Here is a 14,133-nt window from a genome sequence, read left to right as displayed (position 1 = left end):
TCTAGGTATCCGGCAGGACGGCCTTCCGGCGAGGGCGGCCGGGGCTCAGGCCTTGAGGGCCAGGACGAAGGGCAGGACCGCTTCGGCCCCGGCCAGGCGCAGCGCGCGTCCCGCCACGGTCAGGGTCCAGCGGCTGTCGGCGACGTCGTCGACCAGCAGCACGGGGCCGCGGTTCTGCGCCAGCCAGGCTTCACCGCCCTCGGGGACCTGGAACTGGTCCCACACGTCGGCCAACCGGAAGGCGCTGTTGCCGCCGGGGCCGCTGCGGGGTCCGCCGTGCGGGACCGTGAGTTCGCCCAGGTACGGCAGCCGGCCGATCTCGGACAGGCCGCGGGCCAGCGACTGCACCAGCAGCGGCCTGCTGCGCGAGGGGACGCTGACGATGCCGACCGGGCGTTGCGCCCAACCCCATTGCGCCAGGACCTGGACGCAGGCGTTCAGCATGGCCGGGTCGACTTCGCGGTCCGGCGCCCCGTCCGCGAAGACCTCGCGCAGCTTTCCGCCCCAGCCCAGGTCCGTCAGCCGGGCCAGGGCGCGGCCGCCGCCGTTGGCCTCCGCCGGCGGGATCTTGCCCTTGACCGGCACGCCCAGCTTGTTCATGCCGCTGGGCCACATGGCGCGCGGCTCCAGTTCGACGCCGGCACGCTGCAGAGCGGCGCCGGCGCTTTCGGTGGCCTCGGCCGCGATGGTGTCCGAGTACCAGGGTCCGGCGCAGTTGTCGCAGCGCCCGCAGGGCGCGGCGGCGGGATCGTCCAGGGCCTTGGCGAGGAATTCCATCCGGCAGCCGGAGGTGTTCTCGTAGTCCAGCATGGCGTTCTGCTCGGCCACCCGGGCCTGCGAAATGCGTCCGTAGCGCTCCGCGTCGTAGGTCCAGGGCTGGCCGGTTCCCTCCCAGCCGCCGCTGACCTTGCGCACCGCGCCGTCCACGGAGAGGACCTTCAGCAAGAGTTCCAGCGGGGACCGTTTCAGGTTTACCAGCGTCTCCAGCGCCGCGGTGGACAACACGGTCCCGGGGACGGAGAGCTCGCGCAGCACGGCCGTGGCCGTGCCCTCGTTCGGCATCGACGCCGTGGCAAAGTACTCCCAGATGTCCCGGTCTTCGGTACCCGGCAGGAGCAGCACGTCGGCGTTCGGAGTTCCGCGGCCTGCGCGCCCAACCTGCTGGTAGTAGGCCACCGGGGAACTCGGCGCACCCAGGTGCACCACAAAGCCCAGGTCGGGTTTGTCGAAGCCCATGCCGAGGGCGCTGGTGGCCACGAGCGCCTTGACCCGGTTCTCCTTCAGCGCCGCCTCGGCCTGTTCCCGCTCGGCCGGGTCGGTCCGGCCGGTGTAGGCGGCCACTTCGTGGCCGGCCTCGCGGAGCAGCCGGGCCGTGTCCTCGGCGGCGGAAACCGTGAGGGAGTAGATGATTCCGCTGCCGGGCAGGTCGTCCAGGTGCGTGAGCAGCCACCCCAGCCGGGCGCGCGGGCTGGCCAGGCGGAGCACTCCCAGGCGCAGGGAGGCGCGGGCGAGCGGGCCCCGGATGGTGAGCACTCCGCCGTCGTGCCCGGGGGCGGCATGCACGCCGAGTTGCTCTTCGATGTCGTGGACCACGCGGGAATTGGCGGTGGCCGTGGTGGCCAGTACCGGGATCCGCTCGGGCAGCCGGGCGATCAGGTCCCGGATCCGCCGGTAGTCCGGGCGGAAATCGTGGCCCCAGTCAGAAATGCAGTGCGCCTCGTCGACCACCAGCAGGCCGGAGCTTTGCACCAGCTGCGGCAGCTGTTCGTCCCGGAACCGCGGATTATTCAGCCGCTCGGGCGAGACCAGCAGCACGTCCACCGTGTTGGCGGCCAACTGCTCCTGGACCTGGCCCCATTCCAGCTGGTTCGCCGAGTTGATCGCCGCGGCCCGCACACCCGCGCGTTCGGCCGCCGCCACCTGGTCGCGCATGAGCGCGAGCAGGGGCGAGACGATCAGGGTGGGGCCGGCGCCGCGGCGGCGCAGCAGCAGGCTCGCCACGAAGTAGACCGCCGACTTTCCCCAGCCGGTACGCTGCACCACCAGGGCCCGGCGCCCGCCGGAAACCAGCGCCTCGACAGCCTCGAACTGGCCCTCGTGAAACTCGGCCGTGTCATTGCCCACCAGGGCACGAAGCAGCGCGGTGGCCTCCACGCGGAGCCCGCCGTCGTCCTGCCCGGGCCCCGCCGTTCCCGTCGTCGCCGCGTCCATTGTCCCGTCGATCAGCTCAGCCATGCTGCCCAGTATCGCAGCCGCCGAGGACAACCTGGCCCTTTTCCACAGCAGCCCCTTATAAGCTGGTGAAGTGAGCAGCATAGATCTTGGCCTGTCCTTCAAGGCGTACGACGTCCGCGGGATCGTGGGCGAAACCATTACGGCGGCGACCGTCGAGGCGACCGGCGCCGCGTTCGTGGACGTGTTGTCCCTGGCCGGGCAGACCGTGCTGGTGGGCGGCGACATGCGCCCGTCCTCGCCGGAATTCGCCGCCGCGTTCGCCCACGGCGCGGCCGGCCGCGGGGCCAACATCCAGATGCTGGGGCTGATCTCCACCGATGAGCTCTACTACGCCTGCGGGTCCCTGGACGCCGCCGGTGTGGTGTTCACCGCCAGCCACAACCCCGCGCAGTACAACGGCCTGAAGATGGCCAAGCCCGGGGCGGTGCCGGTCTCCTCCGACACCGGCATGTTCGACATCCGCGACCTGGCGCAGAAGTACCTCGAGACCGGGATCCCCGACGGCACCGAACCCGGGACCATCAGCGAAACCAACGTGCTGGCCGGTTACGCCTCCTACCTGCGCTCCCTGGTGGACCTGGCCGGCATCCGGCCGCTGAAGGTAGTGGTGGACGCCGGCAACGGCATGGCCGGGATGACCACCCCCGCCGTGCTCGGCGACACCCTGCTGCCGGCGCTGCCGCTTCAGGTCGTGCCACTGTATTTCGAGCTGGACGGGACGTTCCCCAACCATCCGGCCAACCCCTTGGAACCGGAAAACCTGGTGGACCTGCAGGCCGCCGTCATCGAGCACGGGGCGGACCTCGGCCTGGCCTTCGACGGCGACGCCGACCGGTGCTTCGTGATCGATGAGACCGGGGCGGTGGTCTCCCCCTCGGCGATCACCGCGCTGGTCGCCCGGCGCGAAATCGCCCGCGCCCGCGCCGCCGGCGAAGAAAGCCCGGCGGTGATCCACAACCTGATCACCTCCCGCGCCGTGCCCGAAACCATCACCGCCGCCGGCGGACGCCCGGTCCGCACCCGGGTGGGACACTCGTTCATCAAGGCGCACATGGCCGAGGAGAAGGCCGTGTTCGGCGGCGAACACTCCGCGCACTACTACTTCCGCGACTTCTACAACGCCGACACCGGCATGCTCGCCGCCATGCACGTGCTCGCCGCCCTCGGCGAGCAGGACGCGCCGCTGTCCAAGCTGGCCGCCGAATACGACCCCTACCACGCCACCGGCGAACTGAACTCCCAGGTCGACGACAAGGACGCCGCGATCGCCCGCGTGCTGGCCGACTTCGCCCCCGCCCTCGCGCCCGACCCCGCCGCGGCCGGAACCGACACCACCGCCGCCGGCTGCCCGGCCGCCTACGCGGGCACCGGCGTGAGCGTGGACCGACTCGACGGCACCACCGTGATCGCCGACGACGGCACCTGGTGGTTCAATCTCCGCCCCTCCAACACCGAACCCTTCCTGCGGCTGAACGCCGAAGCGACCAGCCCCGGCCTGCTCGACACCCTCCGCGGGCACGTCCTGGCCCGCGTCCGGGAAACAGCATGAGTGCCTCATGGCGGGAGGGCATCCCCGCGGAGATCCTGGCCGATATCGACACACTCTTCGGAACCGGGCTCGGGGTGGCGCAGGAACAGTTGACCGAGCACGGAGCGTTCCTGCCCGCGGCCCTGGTCACCACGCACGACGGCGGCCTGCGGCTCGTCGTCGTCTCCCCCGATGACCTGGACGCCGAGGCAGCCGAGGTCAACGTGGACGGCATGATCGAGGACCTGTACGCCACCCTGCGCCATGACCGCGCCGATTTCCGCGCCATCGCCGTGATCAGCGACATCTTCCTGCCCGAAGAGGACGCCGACGCGATCCAGATTGCCGTGGAGCACTCGGCCGGCATCGCAGTCTCGGCCATCCAGCCCTACCACCACGACGACGACGGCGCCTGGAGCTACCCGGACCCGTTCGTGGACCCGCAGGAGCGCCTCGTCTGGCCCGACGAGGAACCCGACGCAGAAGCCGGGCCACCCCGGGGCTGATCCGCCGGCGCCGCGCGGAACCGCGGCAATTCCGGCCGCGCCAGGCCGCTAAAATTGGCAGCATGCGCATCAATGCCTTCTCCGACGTGTGCCTGCGTGCACTGATGCTGCTGTCCGCGGCGCCGGAGGGCGAATTGATGACCACGCAGGCGGTCGCCGACGGCGTCGGCACCCCGTACAACCACGTCAGCAAGGCCGTGCTGAAGCTGCGCTCGCTCGGACTGGTCGAGGCCGTGCGCGGCCGCTCCGGCGGCATCCGGATCAGCGCCGCCGGACGGCTGGCGACGGTGGGCGGCCTGCTGCGGACCCTCGACGCGCGGGAGGACGTGGTGGATTGCGAGTCCGCCGCCGGCGACTGCCCGATGAATAACAATTGCGGGCTGCGTGGAGCGCTGCGCCGGGCCCGCGAGGCCTTTTACCGCGAACTGGATCCCCTCGTCGTGTCCTCGTTGCCGCACCGGTCGCAGATGGAGCCCGTCTTCATGACGTTGCTCACACGCGCCCCGGGGTGATCCGCAGCGGGCCACCACCACGGCCTCAGCCGGTTTGGCGGCCCGAGAGCTTGTCGCGCAGCCGGTCCACCATGCCGACGCCGGGTCCCACCGTCTTGTGGAACAGCTCGGAGTGCGGGGCGCTGGGATGAGGCCTGGTCGGCGCGACCTTCTTGGCGCTCTGGACCTTTTCACCCAGCTCGACAAGCTTGTCCTGGGGAATGTGGGCGCGCAGCTTCGGGAACTGATCCGTCTCCTCGTCGTTGGCGTGGTGGCGCAGCTGTCCTGCCAGTTCCCTGACCAGCTCCATGAAGGTCGGATCGGAAGAGTCGACGTCCTCCATCCGCTTCATGAGCCGAACGATCTCGTCATGCTCCTTCTTGTCGTGCTCAACCTCTTCCTTGCCGTTCGGCACGTGCTCTTCAATCACGGGGTAGACAAGCATCTCTTCGGCGACGGCGTGGCGCATCACCTCGGCAATGAGGGTATCGGCCAGGTCCCGGCGCTGGCCCGGGTCGGCGGTCTGCTCTATCTGGCTGAGCAGTTCGAGCATTTCGCGGTGATCGGTCGTGAGGATATCGATGACATCCCCGCCCTGAGTATCGGCCATGGAACGCCCCTCCTTGGGTCGTTGCTCCTGAGCGTGTGTAGGAGGGCTCAACATACCAATGAGCGGCACCCGAAGCCACGGCCCGACGAGTTTTACGGGGCGCGGGAGCACGAAATCGCGGCAACCGGTCTAGACCGGAGGGACAGAGGCCATCCCGTCCGAAAGATCCGCAGTTAAAAGGATGAGGCCCCCGCGCAGTGGCGCGGGGGCCTCATGTCGGGAGCCTGTGGTGGCGTCCCGCCTTCAGTCACTCAGGCGAAGCGGGCCTGGAGCTGCTTGAGTTCGGCGTCCAGCTCATCGGGCAGGGAATCGCCGAACTGCGCGTACCATTCCTCGATGCCCTTGAGCTCTTCCTTCCACTCCGCCGGATCCACCTTGACGGCTTCCTCCACCTGCGCCTGGGTCATGTCCAGCCCGGTCAGGTCGATGGAGTCGCCGGTCGGGATGTAGCCGATCGGCGTTTCCGTGGCGTCCGCGGTGCCCTCGATGCGTTCGATGGCCCACTTGAGCACGCGGGAGTTCTCCCCGAAGCCCGGCCACGCGAAGCCGCCGTCGGCATTGCGGCGGAACCAGTTGACCAGGAATACCTTGGGCAGGCGGTCCGGGTTGGCCTTGCCCTCGATGGTGCCCCAGTGCTTGAGGTAGTCGCCGGCGTTGTAGCCGATGAACGGAAGCATGGCCATCGGGTCGCGGCGGACCACGCCGACGGCGCCGGCGGCTGCCGCGGTGGTCTCCGACGACAGGGTGGAGCCCATGAAGATGCCGTTGGTCCACGAGCGGGCCTGGGTAACCAGCGGGATGGTGGTCTTGCGGCGACCGCCGAAGAGGATCGCGTGGATCTCCACGCCGTCGGGGCTGTAGTACTCCTGGGCCAGCATGTCGATCTGCGAGATCGGCGTGCAGAAGCGCGAGTTCGGGTGCGCCGCCGGCCGGCCGGAGTCGGGCGTCCAGTCGTTGCCCTGCCAGTCGATGAGGTGATCGGGCACGTCGTCGGTCATGCCCTCCCACCAGACGCCGCCGTCGTCGGTCAGCGCCACGTTGGTGAAGATGGAGTTGCCCTTGGCGATGGCGCGCATGGCGTTGGGGTTGGTGCTCCAGCCGGTGCCCGGTGCGACGCCGAACAGGCCGTACTCGGGGTTCACGCCGCGCAGTTCGCCCTCCTTGCCGATGCGCATCCAGTTGATGTCGTCGCCGAGGGTCTCGGCCTTCCAGCCGTCAATGGTCGGATCCAGCAGCGCGAGGTTGGTCTTGCCGCAGGCCGAGGGGAAGGCGGCCGCAATGTTGTACGCCTTGCCCTGCGGGCTGGTGAGCTTGAGGATCAGCATGTGCTCGGCCAGCCAGCCTTCGTCGCGGGCAATGACCGAGGCGATGCGCAGGGCGTAGCACTTCTTGCCCAGCAGCGCGTTGCCGCCGTAGCCCGAGCCGTAGGACCAGATGGACCGCTCCTCGGGGAAGTGCACGATCCACTTCTCCTCATTGCACGGCCAGACGACGTCGGCTTCCCCCGGTTCCAGCGGGGCGCCGACGGAGTGCAGCGCGGGGACGAAGAAGGCGTCCTCAGCCTCCATCTTGCGCAGCACGTCGGTGCCGATCCGCGCCATGATGCGCATGGAGGCGACCACGTAGGCGGAGTCGGTGATTTCGACGCCGTACTGCGGCTGTTCCGCATCCAGCGGCCCCATGACAAAGGGGATCACGTACATGGTGCGTCCGCGCATGCTGCCGGCGAAGCGTTCCGTGAGGATCGACTTCATCTCCGCGGGGTCCATCCAGTTGTTGGTGAACCCTGCGTCTGCCTCCTTCTCGGAGCAGATGAAGGTCCGCTCTTCGACCCGGGCGACGTCCTTCGGGTCGGAGAAGCCGACGAAAGAGTTCGGGAACAGCTGCGGGTTCAGCCGCTTCAGCGTCCCGGCCTCGACCAGCTGATCGGTCAGGAGTGCGTACTCCTCTTCGGAGCCGTCCACCCAATAGACTGAGTCGGGCTGCGTCAGCTCTGAAACTTCGGCAACCCAGGCCAGAAGCTTTGCGTGTGTAGTTGGGGCATCCATAAGTGTTTCCTCAAGAACCGGCTGACGCGTGATATCGCCCATGACTCATCCCTTTCCTGGGCCAGTGGTGTTTCTAGATGCTATGGGTCGATGGCTAGACCAGCGGGCTGCAGAAAAAGGGGATTGGCCCGCGTTGGATAGGACGAGCCCGGAATTCCGGGGTTTTTCGACGTGTCAAGGCCCACAGGTGTGATTAAGGTCATATAGACCGGTCTAGTTAACGTGTCCTTCCGAGGGCAGGCTCGACCCGGTTTGCCAAGATCAGCAGCCCGGCCCCGCAGCTCCGCGGCGCTGGCACCCCCAAGCTAGACAGGTGGGCTGGGGGGTGAGGCGCGGCGTCCACAAGCCGCGATGCGCGCAATTCCGGGGCGGAGGCGGGCGGGGCTCCCTCGATTTGGCGACTGTCCGGCAAACACGCTACAGTTGTATCCGGCCGCGAGGCCAAGCGCCCATAGCTCAGCTGGATAGAGCGTCTGTCTACGGAACAGAAGGCCGGGGGTTCGAATCCCTCTGGGCGCACCAAACACATGCAGCCCGGTCATCGACCGGGCTGCATTTTTGTTGCCGGCAACGTGCCGCGGCTCCAGCGGTTTACCGGCCGCACGCCCCCTCCAGGCTCCATGTCACACTCGCTGCTTCCGCAGTGTCTTCCTTGTATCCCCGCTCGCCGGGGCAACGACGAGGAGGACGGCATGGCACGGATACCCCTGGAGCACTCCCCCAGCCTGTTCCTGAAAATCATGGCGGGCTACAGCAAGCGGAAGTACGGCAAGGTGCTGGATCCCGGCCTGGCCATGCTGCACAACCGGCGGGTGCTGTTTGCCTGGTTGCGGCACGAACGATCCGTTGCCAGGTTCAACACCTTGCCGCCCGTGCTCAAGGCTTTGGCCGTCATGGGAGCGGCCTCCTCTATCGGCTGCAGTTGGTGCCTCGACTTCGGCTACTGGGAATTTCATCACCAGGGCGTGGAGCCGGCGAAACTGCGGGAGGTTCCGCGCTGGCACACGGCTTCGGTTTACACTCAGCTGGAGCGCGATGTGCTCGGTTATGCAGAGGCCATGACGGCGACCCCACCCACAGTCACCGACGACTTGGTGGAAAGGCTGAAGCAGCATCTTGACCCGGCCCAGCTGGCGGAGCTGACCTACCTGGTTGCGGTGGAGAACCAGCGGTCGAGGGTGAACGCCGCGTTGGGCCTGGCCAACCAGGGCTTCAAGGAAACCTGCAGTGTAGGAGGCTGACATGTCGACGACCCAGGAGAACCTGGCCGTGTTCCAGCAGCACCGCGGGCTGCTCTTTGGGGCGGCCTACCGCCTCCTGGGCAGCGCCGCAGACGCCGAGGACGTCCTGCAGGAGGCATGGCTGCGGTTCTCCGACGTGCCGCAGGACCATGTCCGGGAGCCGCGGGCCTTCCTGCTGCGAACGGTAACCAATCTGGCGCTGAACCAGATCCGCGCCCAGCAACGCCGCCGCGAAAATTACGTCGGGCCCTGGCTGCCCGAGCCGGTCAGCTCCCTGCCGGATGCCCCGAGCCCTCCCGCACCGGACGAAGCTGCCGTGCTGGCCGACGACGTTTCGCTGGCCATGCTGGTGGTTTTGGAACAGCTCTCCCCCTTGGAACGTGCGGCCTACATCCTGGGCGAGGTCTTCGGCTACCCGGCACCGGAGATTGCCCGGACGCTGGGCCGCTCGCCCGCGGCGGTGCGGCAACTCATCTCGCGTGCCCACGGCCACGTCGCGAGCCGGCAAGCCAGGAACCAAGTTGATCCTGCCCTGCACCGGAGGATCACCGAGCAGTTCCTGCAGGCAGCCAACACCGGGGCCATCGAGCCGCTGCTGGGCCTGCTGGCTCCGGACGTTGTGCTGACCAGCGACGGCGGCGGCCAGAAGACCGCGGCGCTGCGGCCCATCTTCGGGGTGGAGAAGGTGCTGCGCTTCCTGCTCGGCATCACCGGCAACCCGGACACCCCCTTCCACCTGCACGTCGCCGACGTCAACGGGCTGCCCGGGTTGGTGGCGGTCGATGCGGACGGCGCGGTGGACACGGTCGCCGGCTTCCGGATCGATGAGGGGTTGGTCCGGGAAATCTTCCTCATCCGGAACCCGGACAAGCTTGGCCGCATCCGCATCTAACTGCACCGACCCGACGGGCATGAGACGGTTGAAACAGGAGTCCGCGCCATCGTGTGCGGTCCTGTTATGTGTTGGTCTCGGATATAGGAGGAATACCCATGAAGGTCACCGCCGCCGTCGTGCGCGAGACGGGCGCACCGCTTTCAGTTGAAGAACTGGAGCTCGCCGATCTCCGGCCCGACGAGGTGAGGGTCCGCATGGTCGCAACCGGCATCTGTCACACGGATTCGACCGCCCGCGACGGCGCGTATCCCCTCCAGTGGCCGGCGGTGCTCGGTCACGAGGGCGCCGGCGTTGTGGAGGATGTGGGAATAGCGGTGACGAGCGTCGAGCCCGGTGACCACGTGGTGCTGGCGCCGGCATCGTGCGGCACGTGCAAGCAGTGCCGCCGCGGGGAGATGGCCTACTGCGAGCACTACATCGCCATCAATCTCAGTGGTCGCCGAACCTCGCTCTCGGCCGACGGCGAATCCGTGGCCTCGCACTTCTTCGGCCAGTCGTCCTTCTCGTCGTACGCGAACGTGCTGGAGCGCTGCGTAGTCAAAGTGGACCCCGAGGTTCCGCTGGAGATGCTCGCCCCGCTGGGCTGCGGGCTGCAGACCGGGGCCGGGGCTGTGCTCAACGAGCTGCGGCCGGAGGCGGCGACATCGCTGGCTGTGATCGGTGCGGGGGCGGTCGGCTCGGCGGCGATCATGGCGGCCAAGATCGCCGGCTGCACGACGGTGATCGCGGTGGATCTGCATGACAACCGCCTGGAGACGGCGCTTGAGCTCGGCGCGACCCACACCATCAACTCCGCCAAGACGGACATGGGCGAGGAGCTGAACCGCATCACCGGCGGGGAGGGCGTGGACTACATCGTCGACACCACCTCCGTGCCCGCGGTGCTCAATCAGGCTGCGCGGGCGCTGGCCTTCCGCGGCGCGCTCGTGGCCGTGGGCAACACGACCTTCGGCACCGAGGCACCGTTCGAGATCGGCGAGTCCCAGGTCAAGGGATGGACGTTCACAATGAATGTCCAGGGCAGCTCGGTGTACCAGGTCTTCATCCCGCGCCTGATCGAGCTTTGGAAGCAGGGACGGTTCCCGTACGACAAGCTGGTCAAGACCTACCCCTTTGCCGACATCAACCAGGGGTTCGAGGACTCGGCCAACGGATCCACGATCAAGCCGATCCTCCTCTTCTGACCGGCGGAGTCCGGGCAGGGTGAGGCGCCGGCCCTGCCCGGTCAGCGCAGCGTGAGGCGCCGGCCGTCAGCGCAGCACCGCGAAACGCGTCAGCGCAGCACCACGAAGTCGGTCACCGCGGCGTCACGCCCGTCCAGCTCCGCCCAGCTCTTCCCGTGCTGCAGCACCGTCAGGCCGGAGGTCGGATAGTGGGTGGCCATGTCCACCACGGCCTCCTCATCGGAATCCACCGACGCGAGCCGCATCGCCAGGTCCTGCACCGCCGGCATGTGGGCCACCACCAGCAGGGACGTGATGGTGTCGGGCAGTTGATTGATTTCGGACAGGACCCGCACGGCCGGCGCATCGTATAGTTCGTCGGACAGCATGGGAGTCGGCGCCTTCTCCCCCAGCTCGCTGCACACCCAGGTGCAGGTCTGGCGGGTCCGCAGTGCCGACGAGCACAGGATGAAGTCCGGGATGCAGTTGTGCTCCACCATCCACCGGCCGATCTGCGGCGCCTCGTCGTGGCCGCGCTGGGCCAGCGGCCGCTCGTGGTCCTCGACGCCCAGCGGCCACGCGGCCTTGGCGTGGCGCATGATCATCAGCTTCTTCAGGTGGTGGTCGTTCACACCACGAGTGTATGCGGCCCTTGTCAGCGCCTCCGCGCGATGCGAGGCTCGGGATATGGAAGAGCGGACGCTGGAAGCGGATGTCGTGGTACTCGGGGCCGGGGCGGTCGGGGAGAATGTGGCGGACCGGACCACCCGCGGCGGACTCAAGACCGTCCTGGTGGAATCCTCGCTGGTTGGCGGCGAGTGTTCCTATTGGGCCTGCATGCCCTCCAAGGCCCTACTGCGCCCGGGGACGGCCCTTCAAGCCGCGCGCAGCGTCAAGGGCGCGGCCGAAGCCGTGACCGGCGGCCTGGCGGCGGAGTCCGTGCTGGCCCGCCGGGATTCGTTCACCTCCGGCTGGGACGATGCCTCGCAGGTGGAGTGGGTGAAGGGTGCCGGCATCGAACTGGTCCGCGGCACCGCCCGGCTCAACGGTCCGCGCGAAGTGACGGCAACGGACGACGACGGGACCCGGACCCGCATCACCGCACGGCACGCCGTCGTGCTGGCCACCGGTTCCACGCCGAACGTGCCGCCGCTGCCGGGGCTGGACGGCGTCGATTTCTGGGGAACCCGCGAAGCCACCGCCGCCCCGGAGGTTCCGGAGAGCCTGCTGGTGCTGGGCGGCGGCGTCTCCGGCTGCGAGCTCGCGCAGGCGTATGCCCGGCTGGGCACCGACGTCGTCACCCTGGTGGCACGCGGGGACCTGCTGGCGAGCGTCCCCGAACCCGCGCGGCGGCTGGTGGAAGCCGGGCTGCGCCGCGACGGGGTGCGGATCCGGCTCCACACGGCGGCGTCACGGGTGGCTGCGCACGACGGCGGCGTCAGCCTCACCCTGACGGCTGCGGGTGCGGACGGGGAGACCGGGGCGGCGGACACCGTCACGGCCGCAAAGCTCTTGGTTTCCACCGGACGACGGCCGGCCCTCTCCGGACTTGGCCTGGAGGAGCTGGGGCAGGATCCGAAGCGGCTGGAGGTCGACGCCAGCGGACGCGTGGAAGGCGTCGACGGGGGCTGGCTGTATGCGGTGGGCGACGCCGCCGGCAAGGCCCAGCTGACGCACCAGGGCAAGTACCAGGCGCGGGCCACCGGGGACGCTATCGCCGCCCGGGCGGCCGGCGAGCTGGACGGCGAGCCGGAACCGTGGAGCCGCTTTGCCAGCACTGCCGACGACGCGGCGGTTCCCTCGGTGATGTTCACCGATCCGGAGGTCGCCGTCGTCGGCCTCACCGAAGAGCAGGCCCGGGAGCGCGGGCTCGCCGTGTCCGCCACCGAGCTGCCGATCGCCGTCGCCGGCTCCTCGCTGTATGCCGACGGCTACCAGGGCTGGGCCCAGATGGTCGTGGACGAAGACCGCAGGGTCGTCGTGGGCATGACCTTCGCCGGCCCCGGCGTCAGCGAGCTGCTGCACTCGGCGACCATCGCCGTCGTCGGCCAGGTCCCGCTGGACCGGCTCTGGCACGCGGTGCCCTCCTACCCCACCATCAGTGAGGTGTGGCTCCGCCTGCTCGAGGAATACGGGCTGTAGCGCGGCGGCGGAGCCGGGCAGGACCTAGATGGAGTACTCCGGCGCGGCCCAGACCACTACTTCCGGGTGCTCGTAGAAGCGGTAGCCCTGGCCGCGGACGGTGCGCACGGTGTTGGCCAGGCGGCCCAGCTTGGACCGGAGCCGGCGGATGTGCACGTCGATGGTCCGTTCGTTCGGGACTTCCTCGGCGTTCTTCCACAGCCCGGAGAGCAGCTCTTCGCGGCCGACGGTGCGGGTGGCGTTCTCCACGAGGTAGTTGAGCAGCTCGAATTCCTTGAACGTCAGGTTCAGGGTCTCCCCGTCCAGGTGCACCTCGCGCCGGGACAGGTCGATCAGGACGCCGCTGGGACGGCTGGCGTGCGAGGCCGGCTGCGGCTGCCGCTGGATTTCCACGGCCGCGGTCCGCGGTCGGCGGCTGACGGTCGGATCGCCCAGGGCCTGGCGCACCACGTCAATGTTCTCGCCCGGGGCGTCGGCCGGCGCCAGGGCCACGGCCCCGTGGGTCTGGGCGTCCGCAGCCAGCGACTGCACGTAGGCGCGCACCTGGGAGGCCAGCTTGCTCAGCGTGGTCCCCTGGGCGGCGGCAGCTTCCTCGTCCAGTCCCACATAGAGAACGAACCCGCGGGCAACAGTGTCGTTCGACACCGGCTGCGGGCCGGGAATTCCGTTGGGGGTGACCACGGGGGTGGGGGCGGTGGTCGGATGGGGGGCAGCGGCGTCGAACTGGCCGGGAACCGCGCGCAGCACGCGGTAGGCCTGCTGCTCCCCCGGGTAAGACGGCTGCCCGGCGAACTGCGGGTTCTGCCCGGCTGCCTGTCGCTGCGCGGCTGCCGCACGGTTCTGGGCGTTGCGGACGGAGATGTGGACGTATCCGGATGAAACTGACATTAGAACCTCATGTGTGAAAATGGCCGTCATCGCGGCGCGAATGCATGGGTATGCCCGCACGGGATGTGTTTCTGGTGCCCGCCATTGGACAGATGAATTGCCTGGAATAACTCGAGGGGTGGTGAGTTAGGCCTGCATTCGGCAACAGTCCGCCAGTGCGCCGGGATACGTCCCGTAACTGAAGGCTGCGGCTGCAGATGCTGTTGCGTTGTTGTTCACAACCATGAGTTTGGCTCGTAACAATGCTTACGTGCAAGTAATATAAGCCTGCTTGTCTCACATAGTGAGAAGAAGCAGCGCTTTTGTGCCACACATCACACCACGATGGTGCATAAATATCAACGGAGAGCGGCCCTTGCGGGGCGCTGATGAATAAGTATGCAGTG

The 14,133-nt window shown here is 68.4% G+C and carries 12 protein-coding genes and 1 tRNA gene; 8 read left to right on the top strand and 5 right to left on the bottom strand.

Annotated features, from left to right (window positions below; all coding sequences use genetic code 11):
- Positions 1–45: 45 nt before the first annotated feature.
- Positions 46–2,235 carry a RecQ family ATP-dependent DNA helicase gene (locus AC5RUP_RS07215; RefSeq protein WP_494158407.1) on the bottom strand — a complete coding sequence of 730 codons (2,190 nt, stop codon included), beginning with the start codon at positions 2,233–2,235 and terminating at the stop codon, positions 46–48.
- Positions 2,236–2,305: 70 nt separating this feature from the next.
- Here AC5RUP_RS07215 and AC5RUP_RS07210 point away from each other — a divergent pair, with 70 nt between their 5' ends.
- The 3 genes from AC5RUP_RS07210 (at position 2,306) to AC5RUP_RS07200 (ending at position 4,781) form a co-directional block, all read left to right on the top strand.
- Entirely contained in the window at positions 2,306–3,784 is a 1,479-nt protein-coding gene (locus tag AC5RUP_RS07210; RefSeq protein WP_494158406.1) for a phosphohexomutase domain-containing protein, read from the top strand.
- Complete coding sequence (locus AC5RUP_RS07205; RefSeq protein ID WP_494002292.1) at positions 3,781–4,269, top strand: hypothetical protein; 489 nt, start codon at positions 3,781–3,783, stop codon at positions 4,267–4,269. The genes AC5RUP_RS07210 and AC5RUP_RS07205 overlap by 4 nt, the downstream gene beginning before the upstream one ends.
- A 62-nt stretch (positions 4,270–4,331) precedes the next feature.
- Positions 4,332–4,781 (top strand): RrF2 family transcriptional regulator, encoded by a 450-nt coding sequence (locus tag AC5RUP_RS07200; protein ID WP_494154190.1) that lies wholly within the window; start codon positions 4,332–4,334, stop codon positions 4,779–4,781.
- 25 nt (positions 4,782–4,806) lie between these two features.
- On the opposite strand, the gene AC5RUP_RS07195 is transcribed toward AC5RUP_RS07200, so the two are convergent.
- A complete protein-coding gene (locus tag AC5RUP_RS07195; RefSeq protein ID WP_494154189.1) occupies positions 4,807–5,370 on the bottom strand; it encodes a hemerythrin domain-containing protein in 564 nt (187 codons plus the stop codon).
- 251 nt (positions 5,371–5,621) lie between these two features.
- The gene (locus AC5RUP_RS07190) at positions 5,622–7,460 is read right to left on the bottom strand and encodes a phosphoenolpyruvate carboxykinase (GTP) (RefSeq protein WP_494068556.1); all 1,839 of its coding nucleotides are present in this window, start codon (positions 7,458–7,460) and stop codon (positions 5,622–5,624) included.
- Positions 7,461–7,863: 403 nt separating this feature from the next.
- Between AC5RUP_RS07190 and AC5RUP_RS07185 the strand changes: the two genes are divergently transcribed.
- The 4 genes from AC5RUP_RS07185 (at position 7,864) to AC5RUP_RS07170 (ending at position 10,738) form a co-directional block, all read left to right on the top strand.
- A tRNA-Arg gene (locus AC5RUP_RS07185) sits at positions 7,864–7,940 on the top strand.
- Between the two features lie 170 nt (positions 7,941–8,110).
- Positions 8,111–8,659, top strand: a complete 549-nt coding sequence (locus AC5RUP_RS07180) for a carboxymuconolactone decarboxylase family protein (RefSeq protein ID WP_494154188.1) — start codon at positions 8,111–8,113, stop codon at positions 8,657–8,659.
- A 1-nt stretch (position 8,660) separates the two neighbouring features.
- Positions 8,661–9,551 carry an RNA polymerase sigma factor SigJ gene (sigJ, locus tag AC5RUP_RS07175; RefSeq protein ID WP_494154187.1) on the top strand — a complete coding sequence of 297 codons (891 nt, stop codon included), beginning with the start codon at positions 8,661–8,663 and terminating at the stop codon, positions 9,549–9,551.
- 98 nt (positions 9,552–9,649) lie between these two features.
- On the top strand, positions 9,650–10,738 hold the full coding sequence (locus tag AC5RUP_RS07170) for an NAD(P)-dependent alcohol dehydrogenase (protein WP_494154186.1): 1,089 nt from the start codon (positions 9,650–9,652) through the stop codon (positions 10,736–10,738).
- A gap of 89 nt (positions 10,739–10,827) precedes the next feature.
- On the opposite strand, the gene AC5RUP_RS07165 is transcribed toward AC5RUP_RS07170, so the two are convergent.
- A complete protein-coding gene (locus tag AC5RUP_RS07165; protein ID WP_493976930.1) occupies positions 10,828–11,349 on the bottom strand; it encodes a SixA phosphatase family protein in 522 nt (173 codons plus the stop codon).
- A gap of 55 nt (positions 11,350–11,404) precedes the next feature.
- Between AC5RUP_RS07165 and AC5RUP_RS07160 the strand changes: the two genes are divergently transcribed.
- Positions 11,405–12,859 carry a dihydrolipoyl dehydrogenase family protein gene (locus AC5RUP_RS07160; RefSeq protein ID WP_494158405.1) on the top strand — a complete coding sequence of 485 codons (1,455 nt, stop codon included), beginning with the start codon at positions 11,405–11,407 and terminating at the stop codon, positions 12,857–12,859.
- A gap of 24 nt (positions 12,860–12,883) precedes the next feature.
- On the opposite strand, the gene AC5RUP_RS07155 is transcribed toward AC5RUP_RS07160, so the two are convergent.
- The gene (locus AC5RUP_RS07155) at positions 12,884–13,747 is read right to left on the bottom strand and encodes a winged helix-turn-helix domain-containing protein (RefSeq protein ID WP_494091699.1); all 864 of its coding nucleotides are present in this window, start codon (positions 13,745–13,747) and stop codon (positions 12,884–12,886) included.
- Positions 13,748–14,133: the final 386 nt, after the last annotated feature.

The organism is Arthrobacter sp. Y3223151 (assembly GCF_059091125.1).
Note: the sequence above shows the minus strand (reverse complement) of the source record. Positions and strands in the feature narration are given on the sequence as shown.